The following is a 14,693-nucleotide window of genomic DNA, read 5'->3' as shown; positions in this document are numbered from 1 at the left end:
CCGGCACAGCCTCGCCACCTTCACCGGCGCCGTGCTCAGCCACGGCGCCGCCGCCTGCCCGCACCCCTCCGGCGCCCGCGACCTGCCCGCCCGGCAGGCCCGGCACGACCTGGTCACCGGGCAGGTGCGGCTCGGCACCACCGCCGACGACGCCCGCAACCCCTACGCCTACCGCGGCACCGGCCTCGCCCTCGGGCCAGACCTGCTCGGCACCTCCCTGCTCGCCGTCGGACCGGCCGGCTCCGGCAAGACCGGCGCCGTCGTGCGGCCGCTCGCCGAGTCCCTGTGCCTGCACGCGCTGGCCGGACGCGCCGCGGTCGTCGTGGTCGGCGCGGCCGGCGCCGGACTCGGTCCGGCCGACGCCTACGACGTCGTCGTCCGCGTGGGGAACCCGGACTCCGTGTACGACCTCGACCTGTACGGCGGCACGACCGACCCCGACGAGGCCGCCGCCGTGCTCGCCGAGGCCCTCGTCGGCGACCTCGCCGACCCCCACCCGGGCAGCGACAGCCGCCGCTCCACCACCGTCCTCGCCCAGCTGCTCGGCCCGTTCCGGGCGGTGCACGGACGCTTCCCCGGAGTACCGGAGCTGCGGCAGCTGCTCGACGGGACGCCCGGACCGCTGGCCGAGCTGCGCCGGGGCCTGCAGGAGGCCGGGCAGGAGTCGCTGCTGCGCGAGCTGGACGCCCGCGAGCGCCAGATGGGGCACCCCGGCGACGTCGGCGGTGTCCTGGCCGACCGGGTGGCGCTCCTCGACCGGCCCGCCTTCGCCCCCTTCTTCGACACCTCGGGGCGGACGCGGCCGTTCTCGCTCAAGGCCCTCGACCACCCGGTGCGGGTCCGCATCGACCTGCCCGAACGCGGCCACGCGGACGCCTCGCGCATCCTGGCCCGGCTGGTGCTCGCCCAGTTCACGGCGAGCGTGTCGGTACGGGAGGACCGGTCGCTGTTCGCCTGCCTGGTGCTGGACGACGCGAGCGGTGTCGTCACGCCGGAGGCCGTGCGGGGCGTCCAGCGGCTGCGCTCCGCGGGCGCCGGGGTCGTCCTGACCCTGCGCACCCTGGACGACGTGCCGCGTCCGCTGCGCGGGCCGCTGCTCGGGTCCATCGGGTGCCGGATGGCGCTGTCCGGGCTCACGCCCTGGGACGGGCAGGACTTCGCCGAGGTGTGGGGCAAGGAGTGGACCGAGGCCCGGGACGTCACCGACCGGCAGATCATCGCCGAGACCCCGGCGGGCAAGGCCGTCCACATGCTGCGCCGGGTGATCACCGGCAAGGCGCCGACCGCGCGGGCGGTCACCGTGCGGCAGGTCGAGCGCGAGCGCTGGTCGGCGTCCGAGCTGGCCCACGCGGTTCCGGCGGGGCACGCGGTGCTGTCGCTCACGACGGTGGGCGGCGAGCACGCGCCGCCGCTGCTGGTGGATCTGCGGGGGTGAGCCGCCGGGGGTGAGGGCGGCCGGGGTTCCGGACGCGGGTCCGGACGGCCGGGCCACCCCGCTGGCGGAGACGTGACGGCGGAGGCGCCCGCCGGGCACCGGCTGCCGAGGCGACGCGGGCGCCGGGGGACCGGGTGGCGGCGCCGGCAGCCGGGGCGCGGGCCGGACGGCTGACGTGCAGGCCCGGCGGGGAGGTGCCGACGGAGGGGAGCCGGTCCGGGGCGCGGGCGGTCGCCGAGGGGTCTGCGGCCGTCCGGGGGGATCGTACGGTGAGGCAGAATCGACACAGGCCGTTCATACGCGGCGGCCAAAAGACCACCGATACTCCCCGTCGTCCCCGCATCTCCCGACGCCGACCTGAAGGTCCCATGCCCCCGACGCTCGCCTCGCTCGTCCACCACTCCGCGCTCAAGCTGACCGTGCGCGCGGGCGGGGACCGCCTCGACGTGCCCGTCCGCTGGGCCCACTCCAGCGAGCTGGCCGATCCCGTGCCGTACATGGAGGGCGGGGAACTCCTGCTGATCACCGCGCTCAAGCTGGACGCGGAGGACCCGCAGGCGATGCGCCGGTACGTCAAGCGGCTGGCCGGGGCCGGAGTGGTCGGGCTCGGCTTCGCCGTGGGCGTCCACTACGACGACATCCCCGAGGCGCTGGTCGAGGCCGCGCGGGCGGAGGGCCTGCCCCTGCTGGAGGTACCGCGCCGCACGCCCTTCCTCGCCATCAGCAAGGCCGTCTCCGCCGCCATCGCCGCCGACCAGTACCGGGCGGTCACCGCGGGCTTCGCGGCCCAGCGGGAGCTGACCAGGCGGGCGCTGGGCGACGGGCCGGAAGGGCTGCTGGCCGCGCTGGCCGCGCAGATCGACGGCTGGGCGGCGCTGTACGACACCGCGGGCGCCGTCGTCGCCGCGGCACCGGAGTGGGCGGGCCGTAGGGCGGCACGGCTCACCGCGGACGTCCAGCGGCTGCGCGAGCGGCCCGCACCGGCCTCCGCCGTGGTCGGCGCCGCCGACGACTCCGAGCAGCCCGAGAACGCGGACCGCGTCGAGCTGCACTCCCTGGGCACCTCCCGCAAGGCCCGCGCGGCGCTGGCCGTCGGCACCGCCGCACCCCTCGGCACCGCCGAGCGGTACGCCGTCCACTCGGCCATAGCCCTGCTGACCCTCACCACGGAACGCTCCCGCTCCCTGCACGCCGCCGAACAGCGCCTCGGCGCCGCCGTGCTGCGCATGCTGCTGGCCGGCGAACCGGACCACGCCCGCACGGTCGCCGGGGACCTGTACGGCGGCCTGCTCGACGCGCCCTTCCGCATGATCGTCGCCGAGCCGGCCTCCGCGTCGGCCGCGCGAGCGCACGCCGGACCGTCCGCGGGCCCCCCGGCACGGGTGCCCGTGGCCAAGCCCTCGGCCGCCGCGCTGGCCGCGGCCGACACCCACGGCGACCCGCTCGGCGCCCTCGCCGAGGTCGTCGAGTCGGCGGCGGCCCGGGCGGGCGAGGCCGTCCTGGCGGTGCCCGAGGGGGAGCGCCTGGTCGTGCTCGCCACCGACGGGGGTGCGGCCGTCGCCGCCTGCGCCGCCTACGCGTCGGCCCTGGAGACGGCGCGTCCGGCGCGCAAGCCGGTCGCGGGCGGCGACGAGGAGGGCCTCGTCGTCGGCCTGTCCGCGCCGTCCGGTCCCATCGCCGCGTCCGCCGCCTACAAGCAGGCCGAACAGGCCCTGTCGGTGGCCCGCCGGCGCGGACGCGTCTGCGTCGAGCACGAACACCTGGCGGCCGGCTCGGTGCTTCCGCTGCTCGCCGACGACGCGGTACGGGCGTTCGCCGACGGCCTGCTGCGTGCCCTGCGCGACCACGACGCCACCGGCCGCGGCGACCTGGTGGCCTCCCTGCGCGCCTGGCTCTCCCGCCACGGCCAGTGGGACGCGGCGGCCGCCGACCTCGGCGTCCACCGCCACACCCTGCGCTACCGGATGCGCCGCGTGGAGGAGATCCTCGGCCGCTCCCTGGACGACCCGGACGTCCGGATGGAGCTGTGGCTGGCGCTGAAGGCGACGGCGGCCGAGTAGCGCACCGGGGCCCGGGACGCCCCGGACCCCCGGGGCCCCCGGGAACCGGCGGCGCCGGTCAGGAGGCCTCGGCGTCGGCGAAGTCCGGCGGCTCGGGGGACAGCAGGTGCTCGGCGGCGCCGTCGAGCAGCCGGGCCGTTTCCGTGGAGCGCGGGAACATCGTCTTCTCGTAGACGCGGAGGGCGTCGTCGACGGTGTCGTGCCGGGCGAGCGCGAGGGCGAGTTCGCAGGCGTCCAGCAGGGCGAGGTTGACGCCGACGCCGAGCGGGGGCATGAGGTGGGCCGCGTCCCCGAGCAGGGTCACCGTGGGGCTGTGCTCCCAGACGTGCGGCACGGGCAGGGCGAAGATTGGACGGTCGGCGTAGCGGCCGTCGTTGTCGGAGATCAGCCGGCGCAGGCGGGGCGACCAGGCGCCGTAGCGTTCCAGGAGGAGGGCGCGGAGCGCGTCGGTGTCCTCGACGGTGAGGCCCGCGGCGGTGATCCAGTCGGCGGGGACGCGCTGGATGATGTAGACGCGGACGTGGTCGTCGCCGTTGCGCTGGGCGAACAGGCCCCGGTCGCCGTCGGCCGCGGCGGCGCTGCCCGGGCCGACGAGGTCGGCGATGTCCGGGTGCCGGGTCCCGACGTCGTGGAACCGGGCCTCCAGGAAGCTCACGCCGCTGTACTGCGGGACGGCCGGGGAGACGGCCCGGCGGACCCGGGACCAGGCGCCGTCGGCGCCGATGACGAGATCGGCCTCGACGGTGGTGCCGTCGGTGAAGCGCAGGAGCCTGGGACCTTCCTCGGGCCCGTCGACGGCCTCGAGGGCCCGGCCCCAGCGCACGGTGCCGGGTCGGAGCGAACCGAGCAGCAGATCGCGGAGCCGGCCGCGGTCGATCTCGGGCTTGAACCGCTCGCCCTCCTCGGGGACGTGGCGGAAGAGGGTCTCGCCGGCCGGGTCCAGTTGGCGCATCTCCTGTCCCTCGGGGCGCGACAGCGCGAAGAACTCGTCCAGGAGACCGGCTTCGCGCAGCGCGATCTGCCCGTTGTCGGCGCGCAGGTCGAGGGTGCCGCCCTGGTTCCGGGCGTCGGGGCCCGCGTCGCGGTCGTGGACGGTGACGGTGACGCCGTGGCGCTGGAGGATGCGGGCGCAGGTCAGGCCGCCCGGGCCGGCGCCGATGACGGCGATGCGGGAGTCGCGGGGGGTCCTCATGAAAGTGCTCCGTTCGTTCCGTGCGGCGGCACGCGGATGGTCGTGCCGGGGGCGGGTGGTGCAGTCGGGCCCTGCTCGGCGGGTGAGGGAGAGGAGGGCGGGAGGCGTTCGGTGACGCCGCGGGCGACGAGGTGCGCGCCCGCCGGGCAGGCACCGTGACTGCCGCGGTGCTGCCGCAGGACCGCCGTGGGGCCAGAAAAGCACACTCACTAAATAAGTGCAACAACTCAACTTTTGCACTCGGGCAACCCCCGGGGTAGATTGACGGCATGCCCGACACCCCCACCCGACCCCCGGCGGAAGCGCCGTCCGCGTCCACGGGACGCCGTGAGCGCAAGAAGGCCGCCACCCGCCGGGCCATCGCCGACGCGGCCCTGCGCCTCTTCCTGGAACGCGGGTACGACGCGGTCAGCGTCCGCGAGATCGCGGACGCCGCGGACGTGTCCACCACCACGCTGTTCAAGCACTTCCCCGTCAAGGAAGCGCTCGTCCTGGACGACGACGTGGAACAGCAGGCCCGCCTGGTCGCCGCTGTGCGCGAACGGCCGCGGGGCCGGTCCGTCCCCGCCGCGCTGCGGGAACACGCGTTGAACGTCCGGATGGCCACGACCGGTGACGACCCCCGCTTCCCTGCCTTCGCCGACCTGGTGAACAGCACTCCGGCGCTGCGCGACTACGCCCAGACCATGTGGCTGCGCCACAGCGCCGCCCTCGCCCGGGTCATCGCCGAGGAGAGCGGCCTCGCCCCCGACGACCCGGCCTGCGCCGCCCTGGCCCACTTCGCCCTCGAGGCCCCCCGCGCGGCACGCGGCCACGACGACCCCCGGCGGGCGGTGGCGCGCGCCTTCGACCTCCTGGAACACGGCTGGAACGCGCTGGCCGGCGCGACGGACGGGGAGAAGGCCGCGCCCTCCGGCGAGTGAGGGGGCGGGGGAGCCGGAGGATCCGCCGGCCGCGTCCGCGGTCCGCGGCCGCGCCCCCGCCCCGTCCACGGGCGCACATCCCGCCGATCCGTCGAATCACCCCCGCCGACCACTACGTCTCGGACAAACGCCACCCGCCGCCGCCCGCCCTACCGTGGACTCCGCACAGCCGTCCACCCACCCCAACGCGGAAGGGCCGGAACCCCATGACTTCCACCACCGCCTTCTGGCTCGCCGGCCGCCAGGCCACCGGCGACGACACCTTCGACGTCACGTCCCCCTGGGACGGCCGTACCGTCGCCACGGTGAGCCTGCCGACCGACGCCCAGGTCGAGGAGGCCGTGGCCGCCGCGTACGCCGTACGGGACGAGTTCGCCGCCACCCCCGCCCACGTCCGCGCCGCCGCCCTGGACCACGTCAGCCGCCGCCTGGCCGAGCGCACCGAGGAGCTCGCGCGGCTCATCTCCGCCGAGAACGGCAAGCCGATCAAGTGGGCCCGCGGCGAGGTCGGCCGCGCGGTGTCCGTCTTCCGCTTCGCGGCCGAGGAGGCCCGCCGCTTCAACGGCGGCGAGGCCCAGCGCCTGGACACCGACGCCGGCGGCCAGGGCCGCCTCGCCCTCACCCGCCGCTTCCCCAAGGGCGTCGTCCTCGGCATCGCGCCGTTCAACTTCCCGCTGAACCTGTGCGCCCACAAGATCGCCCCGGCGATCGCGGCCGGCGCCCCGATCATCCTCAAGCCGGCCCCCGCCACCCCGCTGTCCGGCCTGATCCTCGGCGACCTGCTCGCCGAGACCGAGCTGCCCGCCGGCTCCTGGAGCATCCTGCCGGTCCCCAACGACCGCATGCCCGCCCTCGTCCAGGACGAGCGGCTGCCGGTCATCTCCTTCACCGGCTCCGAGACGGTCGGCTACGCGATCATGGACTCGGTGCCGCGCAAGCACTGCACCCTGGAGCTGGGCGGCAACGGCGCGGCCGTCGTCCTCGGCGACTGGGCGAGCGACCAGGACCTCGACTGGGCCGCGACCCGCATCGCGACCTTCTCCAACTACCAGGGCGGCCAGTCCTGCATCTCGGTGCAGCGCGTGATCGCCGACGCCGCCGTGTACGACCGCCTGCTGCCGCGCATCGTCGCCGCCGTCGAGGCCCAGGTCACCGGCGACCCGAACGACGACGCCACCGACGTCGGCCCGCTGGTCAGCGAGGCCGCCGCCGAGCGCGTGGAGTCCTGGGTCGACGAGGCCGTCGCCGCGGGCGCGAAGCTCCTCACCGGCGGCAAGCGCGACGGCGCCTCGTACGCGCCGACCGTCCTGACCGACCTGCCGGCCGATGTCACCCTCGCCTGCGAGGAGGTCTTCGGACCCGTCCTCAGCGTGCAGAAGGTGAACGGCGAGGACGAGGCGTTCGCCGCCGTCAACGACTCCAAGTACGGCCTCCAGGCAGGCGTGTTCACGCACGACCTGCAGGCCGCCTTCCGTGCCCACCGCGCCCTGGAGGTCGGCGGCGTCGTCATCGGCGACGTGCCCTCCTACCGCGCCGACCAGATGCCGTACGGCGGCGCCAAGCAGTCCGGCGTGGGCCGCGAGGGCGTCAGGTTCGCGATGGACGACTACACCTACGAGCGCGTGCTGGTCCTGACGGGCCTCGCCCTCTGACCCACCCGAGAAGGCCGACGGCCCGAGCCCACTGTGCGGGGGCTCGGGCCGTCGGCGTCCTCCCGCCCGGCGGTGGACGCGCGGGAGGACGGTCAGTCCGTGCGGGGCGTGGGCGTCTCCCCGGAGAGCAGGTTCCTCAGCGTCGCCCACGAGCGGTCCCAGGACCATTCCGTACACACCCGGTGGCGGCCCTTCTCCCCCATGGCGCGGGCGAGTCGGGGGTTGAGCAGGAGTCTGATCAGCCGGTCCGCCGTGGCCGCCACCGAACGGCCGTCGACGACGTGGCCCGTCTCGCCCTCGCGCACGGTGTCCGGCGCGCCGCCCGAGTCGCCGACCACGACCGGGAGTCCGCACGCCGCGGCCTCCAGGCAGACGATGCCCAGACCCTCCACCTCCAGGCCGCCCCTGCGGGTACGGCAGGGCATGGCGAAGGCGTCGGCGGCGGCGTAGAACCGCGGAAGGTCGTGGTGGGGCCGGCCGCCCGCGAAGACGACCGAGTCCACGACGCCCTCCCGCAGCGCCAGCCGGCGCAGTTCCGGCGCGTACGGGCCGTCGCCGACCAGGAGGAGCGCGGCGTCGGGGACCGCCTCGCGGATCCAGGGCAGCGCCCTGATCAGCGTGTCCTGCCCCTTGCGGGGGACCAGGCGGGCCGCGCACAGGATCACCGGGCGGTGGCCCAGGCCGTACCGCGTCCTGGTCGGGCCGCCGTCCACGGCCGGGTGGAAGACCGCGGTGTCCACGCCGGGGACGAGGCGGGCGGTCCGGGTGCCCGGCGCGAGGGCCGCCTCGATGGGGCGCCGGGTGCTCGCGCCCAGCCAGGTGAGGGTGTCCACCCGGGTGCCGACGCGGCGCAGCAGGCCCCGGGCACCGGGCGTGCGGGCCCACCACACCTCGTGGCCGTGGGTGGTGGCGACGGCGGTACGGATCCCCGCCGTACGCCGGAGCGTGCCCGCCATCAGGCCGAGGGGCGCCGCCGCGCCGAACCACACCCGGTCGCAGCCGTACCGGCGGGCCACGGACGCGGCGTGCGCGGTGGCGCGGGGCGTGGGCAGGAGGGTGCCGGCCGGGTGCCGGATCACCGGGTACGGGAAGAGCTCGCGGGGATCCGGCACGGCCGGTGCCGAGGTGAAGACGACGACCTCGCCGGGCGGGAAGCGGTCGGCGAGGTGCCGGACGAAGGTCTCTATGCCGCCCTGCCGGGGCGGGAAGTCGTTGGTGACGATCAGGGTGCGGGCACGGGTGCGGGCGTCGCTCGTCATGCGGGGGTCCTCTCGGGGGAGCGGTCCGTGACCTCGGTGGCGCGGCGCGCCGTCCCGTACGCCGGTGCGGCCAGCAGCAGCGGGTAGACCAGGTAGCCGAAGCGCGTCGCCGGCATCAGGGCCGTCGCCAGGCCCAGGCCGAGCGCGAGCCGCCGGGCCGCCGCCCCCACCGTCTCCGGCGGGCGCAGCGCGAGCGAGGCACCGAGCAGCAGCGCCCCGGACGTCAGGAGCGCGAGCGCGATCACCGTGCCGCCGGGGACGTGTTCCGCCAGCAGGTGTCCGGGCAGCGGGCTGCCGGCGGGCGAGGCGGTCGCGGTGAGGCCGAGGGGGAAGGCCACGACGTTGTGGAAGAAGCCGGCCGGATCGGTGAGCGCGAAGGGCAGGACGAGTACCGTCGCGGTGCCCAGGCCCGCACCCGCGCACCGCAGCGCCGGCCGGGCGCCCTGCCGCACCGCGACCAGGGCGAGCGCCACCGGCAGCGCGGGCCAGGCGGTCCACTTGAGGGCGGCGGCGGCCCCGAGCGCCAGACCCGCCGCACCCGGACGGTCCCGCCCGGCCAGGGCGAGGCCGAGGCACATCAGGCCGGCCACCGGCAGGTCGACGCCGCCCACCGCGAAGGGCAGCGCGACCAGCGGACACGCGAGCAACGCTCCGACGCCGCGCGGTCGGGCGGCGGTGAGGCACGCGACGAACGCACCGGCCAGCCACCAGCGGGGGTCCCCGGGCAACATGCCGAAGACCGCCATCCCCGGCAGGTAGGGATCGAAGTCGGGGACGGCCGCGGGAGCCGTGACGTACGGGCTCCCCGTGGCGGCGAGCAGGCGTCCCGAGCGCTCGACCACGGCCACCTCGGACTGCCCGAGCCCCGCCACCACCAGGCCGACGAGCGGCAGTACGGCCGCCCCCGCCACGGCGACCGCCCGGACGGCCGGGCGCGGAGCGGACCCCGACGCCAGGAGCGCCGCGAGCGCGTACCCCGCCCCGGCCGACCACCCCCACACACGGTGCGTCGTCAGGTCCGACGCCGCGGCGAAGGCCACCGCCACCACCGCGTACCCGGCCCACACGTACCGCTCGACGGGCCGCCGGGCGCAGCGCGCGACCCGCTCCCCAAAGGTGCTCCTCATGTCCGTCGACGCTAGGAATCCGCAGGTCGAAGGGCGTCAACCGAGGCTCCGCACCCGGGAGTCAACCCGTGGTACGACTCCCGGCCCCGGACTCCACCCGAGCGGTGACGCGCGCCTCGGTCCCGGCCGGGATCATGGGGGGATGAGTACGTCGTCCCAAGAGCGGCTGCGCGCGTGGATCGCGGCACCCGCCTACCCCTGGATCACCGGCGGCGCCGTGACGGCGGGCGCGGTCGCCGAGCTGGTCCTCTTCCCGGGCGGTGTGACGACCACCGTCGGAGTGCTGGTGTCCGCCGCCTCGCTGATGTGGCGGCGCTCCTTCCCGCCCGTCGCGGTGCTCACCGTCGCGGCCGGGCTGATCGGCTTCGCCGGGGACGTCAACCTCTACGTCTCGATCATGGTGAGCGGGCTGACCGGCTGCTACGCGCTGGGACGCAACCGCGTGGTGCACCCCGCCCTCGCCGTCGCGGGCGGCGCGCTGGGCGCCCTGTGCGTGAACCTGGTGCACATCAACACCTGGTCGCGGATGGACCTGCCGGTGCCCGCGCTGTGGGAGAAGGGGTCGCTCAGCCTGTTCGCCGAGTCGTTCCTGCTGACCGTGGTCGTCTTCGGAGCGGTGATGATGGGCGACGCGGTCCGCTCCCGGGAGGAGACGCGCAACGAACGGAACCTGGCCCAGGCACAGTTGATCGCGATGGAGCGGCAGCAGGCCGCCGAGGCGGAACGCGCCGCGATCGCCCGCGAACTGCACGACATCGTCTCCCACTCGGTGTCGATGATCGCCGTGCAGGCCGAGAGCGCCACGTACACCACGCCCGGACTCACGCCCGAGGCCCGCGACGGCTTCCAGCAGATCGCCGGCACCGCCCGCTCCTCGATGGCCGAACTGCGCCGCCTGCTCGGCGTCCTGCGCACCCCCCAGGGCGACACCGCCCTCACCGCGCCGCAGCCCACCCTCGACCACCTCGCCGAACTGGTCGACCAGCACCGGGCGGTGGGCGGCACGGCGGAGCTGCGGATCACCGGGGAGCGGGTGGCGCTCCCCGCCGCGTGGGAGCTGTCCGCCTACCGGATCGCGCAGGAGGCGCTGACCAACGCCCGCAAGCACGCCCCCGGCGCCCGCACCGTCGTCGAGGTCGACTACGGCGCCGACCGGCTGCTCACCCTCCGCGTCCGCGACGACGGCCCGGGCCCCGGCTCCGGCCCGGCCTCCGCCTCCGGTCCGGGCACCGGCCACGGGCTGACCGGGATGCGGGAGCGGGCCGCCCTGGTGGGGGGCCGGCTCACCGCCGGGGCGAGTCCGGGCGGCGGCTTCCTGGTGGAGGCGGAGCTGCCCTGGGGGAGCGAATGAGCACCGGGGCGGGAGCGGGGGAGCCGCGCGTGATCAGGACCCTGGTCGCCGACGACCAGGCCGTCGTGCGCACCGGGTTCGTGAACCTGCTGGGCACCCAGGAGGACATCGAGGTCGTCGCCGAGGCGGAGGACGGCGTGCAGGCGGTGAGGTCGGCCCGCGAGGTGCGGCCCGACCTCGCGCTCCTGGACATCCGGATGCCGCACAAGAACGGCATCGAGGCGGCCCGCGAGATCCTGGCCGCCTCCGGCGGTGCCACGAAGGTCCTGATGCTCACGACCTTCGGCCTCGACGAGTACGTGTACGACGCGCTCGCGGCCGGGGCGGCCGGATTCCTGCTCAAGGACGCCACCTTCCCCGAACTGCTGCACGCGGTACGGGTGGTGGCGGGCGGGAACGCCCTGCTGTCGCCCGAGATCACCAAGCGGCTGATCGCCGAGTTCGTGCACGTGCGCGGCTCGCGGCTGCCCGTCCCCGCGGCCGGTGACCTCACGGCCCGGGAGACGGAGGTGCTGACGCTGATAGCGCGGGGCCTGTCCAACGCCGAGATCGCGGGGCGCCTGACCATCACCGACCACACGGTCAAGACCCACATCAACCGGCTGTTCGCCAAGCTGGGGCTGCGCGACCGGGCCCAGGCGGTGATCGTCGCCTACGAACTGGGCCTGGTCCGGCCGGGCGGCCGGTCGGGGGCCCGGCACCGGTGACCACCGGTGCCGGGCCCCGTCCCCGTGCCGGACTCCTCCGGACCCTCAACCGGAGAAGCCGACATGCGCGAGCCGCAGTGAGCCGCGCAGTCTGACGGTCAGATCGTGCACGCCCTCGGCGGTCAGCGCGGCATCGAGCTCCACGTAGTCGTACGGGTCCGCAGCCGGCGCCTTCGAGGACAGCGCCGCCGCCGTCGGGCCGCCGTCGAGGGAGAGCTCCACGGTGCCGGAGCCCGCGACCGCGACGGTCACCCGTGCGAGGCCCGTCCCGAAGTCGCAGGCGCGGTAGAGGAGTTCACCGGAGCCGCCCGCGACCGGCGTCACCGCGTCGCCCGTCGTCCTCGTCCGGTCCACGATCTCCGTGCCGCTCTGCTCGTCGTAGCCGGCCGCCTCCAGGCCCCGTTCGCGCACCGGACGCGGTGCGGCGGGTTCCCCGTCGAGCACGACCGTCGTCTCCAGGCGCACGTCCTCGCTGGAGGCACCGACCAGCAGGGCGTACGGCCCCGGCTCCAGCCGCCACCGGTCGTGCGCGACGTCCCAGAAGGCGAAGGCGGACAGCGGGACCTCGAAGGAGAGCCGGTCCGACGCCCCCGGGGCCAGGGCGATCCGCCGGTGGGCCAGCAGCTCGCGGCGCGGGCGCGGAACCGACGGGGCCTCCGCGCGGACGTAGAGCTGGGCCACCTCGTCGGCGGCCACCTCCCCGGTGTTGGTGACCGTGAAGGACACGGCCACCCTCCCGTCCCGCACCTCCGTCGCCAGGTCCGCGTACCCGAAGGACGCGTACGACATGCCGTGCCCGAACGGGAACAGCGGGGTCCCCTCGAAGTACAGGTAGGTCTGGCGGGAGCCGATCACGTCGTAGTCCGGCAGGCCGGGCAGGTCGGCGTCGTCGGCGTACCAGGTCTGCGGGAGCCGTCCGGCGGGGGAGACGTCGCCGGCCAGGACGCGGGCCAGCGCGGTGCCGGCCGCCTGGCCGCCGTGCGCGGTCCACAGCACCGCCGGGAGCGCCTCCGTGTCGACCGCGTAGGGGTAGGCGGAGACCAGCGCCAGCACCGTGCGCGGGTTGGCGGCGCGGGCCGCGCGCAGCAGCCGCTCCTGGTGGTCCGGCAGCCGCAGGGTCGTACGGTCCTCGGTCTCCCGGCCGTTGATGTGCGGGTCGTTGCCCGCCACCACCACGACCACGTCCGCCCCGGCCGCCGCCCGCGTCACCGCCTCCTCGCCGCGTTCGGTGACGACGAGTTCGAAGACCTCGGCCTCCGCGTCGTCCGCGGCAACCTTCACGCCGTCGGCGGCGACACGGACGGGACGACCCGTCCCCGTGTGCCGCAGGAGGTGACCGTCACCGTGGGGTTCCAGCCGGAAGGTCTCCTGCACGATCCAGCCGCCGGGCTGGTCGGCGGAGGCGCGCACGTAGCCGTCCTCGGCGACGGACAGGTAGCGGCCGTCGGGCGCGCGCAGGGTGAGCACGCCCTCCCCCCAGTCGACGAGCGCGAGTTCGCTGCCGACGGCGTCGGTGGTGAGCGGCGGCAGGTCGGTGCGGCCGGCGATCAGGGCCGGGTCGAGGGCGCCCTCGGCGCCGGGCGCCCCGTCGGGGGTGTCCGCCGCCGGGAGCACGTGCAGGAACGTGCCGGCGGTGGTCCTCAGCCGGATCCGGTCCACGCCCTCCGCGAAGTCCACGCGGTCGGGGCCGAACCGCTCGTACAGGCCCTCCAGCGGGGTGGAGCGGTGCAGGAGCGTGCCGCTGTACCAGTCGAGCTTGCACTCGTCGGCGAGCAGTCCGACGACGGCGACGCGGGTGCCCGGGGCCAGCGGCAGCACGCCGTCGTTCTCGAGCAGGACGATCGCCTGCTCGGCGGCCTCCAGGGCCAGGGCGCGGTGCTCCGGGGTGTCGAAGTCGGCGGTGGCGGCGTACGGGTCCCGCTCCGGGTCGAACTCGCCGAGGCGGAAGCGGACCGAGAGCTGGCGGCGCACGGCCGTGTCGAGGTCGGCCTCGGTGAGCAGTCCCCGCTCGAGGGCGCCCCGGACGCGCGCGACGGTCTTCGAGGAGTCCGTGCCGTGGTCGGTGAAGCTGTCCACCCCGGCGCGCAGCGCGGCCGCGGTCGCCTCCTCGTGGGTGGCGAAGTAGTGCTCGGAGTCGACCAGGTTGGAGGGGGCGCCCGCGTCCGAGCAGACCAGCAGCTCCTCCTCCGTCCAGGTGCGCAGGTGCTCGGCGAGGTGGGGGGAGACGTGGTTCGGGCGGCCGTTGACCAGGTTGTACGCCGGCATCACCCCGGCCACCGCGCCCGCCTCGACCGTCTCGCGGAAGGCGCGCAGGTCGTACTCGTGCAGGACGCGCGGGCGGACGGACGACGAGGAGGTGTCCCGGTCGGTCTCGTTGTTGTGGGCGAGCCAGTGCTTGAGCACGGGCGCGGTGCGCCAGTACACCGGGTGACCGCCGCGCAGTCCGCGGGTGTAGGCGGTGGCGATGGCCGAGGTGAGCCTCGGATCCTCGGAGTAGCCCTCCTCGTTGCGGCCCCACAGGGGGTGGCGCAGCAGGTTGACGGTCGGGGACCACACGTTGAGGCCGACGCGCTCGTCGCGGGCGCGCATCGCCCTGGCCTCCGCGGACACCGCCTCGCCGACCCGGCGCACCAGGTCCTCGTTCCAGGTGGCGCCGAGGCCCACCGCCTGCGGGAACACGGTCGCCGGCCCCATCCAGGCCACCCCGTGCAGCGCCTCCTGGCCGGTGCGGAACGCGGCGATGCCGAGCCGCTCGACGGCCGGGGCGAACTGGTGCAGGAACGCGGTCTTCTCGTCGAGCGTCAGCCGCGACAACAGGTCGTCGACGCGCTTCCCGAACGGCAGGTCCGGGTCACGGAAAGGCGGCGTGGGTGCGGTCACGTGGAGGTCCCCTTGCGATGGAGCGGCGAGACGCTTTCGAAGCGCTTCGATGCTCAGTCGGCTCCGGGGTGGGTGTCAAGCCGTATCCACATAACGGCTTCTCGTTC

General features: G+C 75.7%; 10 protein-coding genes. 6 read left to right on the top strand and 4 right to left on the bottom strand.

All coding sequences use genetic code 11. From position 1 onward, the window contains the following. Both JHAT_RS29705 and JHAT_RS29700 read left to right on the top strand, forming a co-directional pair. Window positions 1-1,435, top strand: a 1,435-nt coding sequence (locus tag JHAT_RS29705) for an ATP-binding protein (protein ID WP_253195652.1), incomplete at its 5' end; no start/stop codon positions are given. A 368-nt stretch (window positions 1,436-1,803) separates the two neighbouring features. After that, complete coding sequence (locus JHAT_RS29700) at window positions 1,804-3,495, top strand: PucR family transcriptional regulator (RefSeq protein WP_077801374.1); 1,692 nt, start codon at window positions 1,804-1,806, stop codon at window positions 3,493-3,495. Between the two features lie 58 nt (window positions 3,496-3,553). On the opposite strand, the gene JHAT_RS29695 is transcribed toward JHAT_RS29700, so the two are convergent. Further along, complete coding sequence (locus JHAT_RS29695; protein WP_077801373.1) at window positions 3,554-4,687, bottom strand: NAD(P)/FAD-dependent oxidoreductase; 1,134 nt, start codon at window positions 4,685-4,687, stop codon at window positions 3,554-3,556. 269 nt (window positions 4,688-4,956) lie between these two features. On the opposite strand from JHAT_RS29695, the gene JHAT_RS29690 reads away from it, so the two are divergent. After that, on the top strand, window positions 4,957-5,610 hold the full coding sequence (locus JHAT_RS29690; protein WP_077801372.1) for a TetR/AcrR family transcriptional regulator: 654 nt from the start codon (window positions 4,957-4,959) through the stop codon (window positions 5,608-5,610). A gap of 206 nt (window positions 5,611-5,816) precedes the next feature. Next, a complete protein-coding gene (locus JHAT_RS29685; RefSeq protein ID WP_077801371.1) occupies window positions 5,817-7,262 on the top strand; it encodes an aldehyde dehydrogenase family protein in 1,446 nt (481 codons plus the stop codon). 92 nt (window positions 7,263-7,354) lie between these two features. On the opposite strand, the gene JHAT_RS29680 is transcribed toward JHAT_RS29685, so the two are convergent. Both JHAT_RS29680 and JHAT_RS29675 read right to left on the bottom strand, forming a co-directional pair. Next, a complete protein-coding gene (locus JHAT_RS29680; RefSeq protein WP_077801370.1) occupies window positions 7,355-8,521 on the bottom strand; it encodes a glycosyltransferase family 4 protein in 1,167 nt (388 codons plus the stop codon). Then, window positions 8,518-9,648 (bottom strand): glycosyltransferase 87 family protein, encoded by a 1,131-nt coding sequence (locus JHAT_RS29675; protein WP_077801369.1) that lies wholly within the window; start codon window positions 9,646-9,648, stop codon window positions 8,518-8,520. Before JHAT_RS29675 ends, JHAT_RS29680 begins: the two co-directional genes overlap by 4 nt. A 142-nt stretch (window positions 9,649-9,790) precedes the next feature. Between JHAT_RS29675 and JHAT_RS29670 the strand changes: the two genes are divergently transcribed. Both JHAT_RS29670 and JHAT_RS29665 read left to right on the top strand, forming a co-directional pair. Beyond that, window positions 9,791-10,999, top strand: a complete 1,209-nt coding sequence (locus JHAT_RS29670; RefSeq protein ID WP_077801368.1) for a sensor histidine kinase — start codon at window positions 9,791-9,793, stop codon at window positions 10,997-10,999. Beyond that, on the top strand, window positions 10,996-11,706 hold the full coding sequence (locus tag JHAT_RS29665; protein ID WP_077801367.1) for a response regulator transcription factor: 711 nt from the start codon (window positions 10,996-10,998) through the stop codon (window positions 11,704-11,706). Before JHAT_RS29670 ends, JHAT_RS29665 begins: the two co-directional genes overlap by 4 nt. A gap of 45 nt (window positions 11,707-11,751) precedes the next feature. Here JHAT_RS29665 and JHAT_RS29660 read toward each other — a convergent pair whose 3' ends face one another. Then, a complete protein-coding gene (locus JHAT_RS29660; protein WP_077801366.1) occupies window positions 11,752-14,586 on the bottom strand; it encodes a glycoside hydrolase family 3 C-terminal domain-containing protein in 2,835 nt (944 codons plus the stop codon). Between the last annotated feature and the right edge of the window lie 107 nt (window positions 14,587-14,693).

It is taken from the genome of Streptomyces sp. JHA26, assembly GCF_002005565.1.
Lineage (GTDB): Bacteria > Actinomycetota > Actinomycetes > Streptomycetales > Streptomycetaceae > Streptomyces.
The sequence above is the reverse complement of the archived record's forward strand: the minus strand, read 5'-3'. Positions and strand labels throughout refer to the sequence as shown.

Excerpts from the sequence above, each read along its gene's own strand:
- JHAT_RS29700 (WP_077801374.1), top strand. The coding sequence starts at position 1,804 with ATGCCCCCGACGCTCGCCTCGCTCGTCCACCACTCCGCGCTCAAGCTG.
- JHAT_RS29695 (WP_077801373.1), bottom strand. The coding sequence starts at position 4,687 with ATGAGGACCCCCCGCGACTCCCGCATCGCCGTCATCGGCGCCGGCCCG.
- JHAT_RS29690 (WP_077801372.1), top strand. The coding sequence starts at position 4,957 with ATGCCCGACACCCCCACCCGACCCCCGGCGGAAGCGCCGTCCGCGTCC.
- JHAT_RS29685 (WP_077801371.1), top strand. The coding sequence starts at position 5,817 with ATGACTTCCACCACCGCCTTCTGGCTCGCCGGCCGCCAGGCCACCGGC.
- JHAT_RS29680 (WP_077801370.1), bottom strand. The coding sequence starts at position 8,521 with ATGACGAGCGACGCCCGCACCCGTGCCCGCACCCTGATCGTCACCAAC.
- JHAT_RS29675 (WP_077801369.1), bottom strand. The coding sequence starts at position 9,648 with ATGAGGAGCACCTTTGGGGAGCGGGTCGCGCGCTGCGCCCGGCGGCCC.
- JHAT_RS29670 (WP_077801368.1), top strand. The coding sequence starts at position 9,791 with ATGAGTACGTCGTCCCAAGAGCGGCTGCGCGCGTGGATCGCGGCACCC.
- JHAT_RS29665 (WP_077801367.1), top strand. The coding sequence starts at position 10,996 with ATGAGCACCGGGGCGGGAGCGGGGGAGCCGCGCGTGATCAGGACCCTG.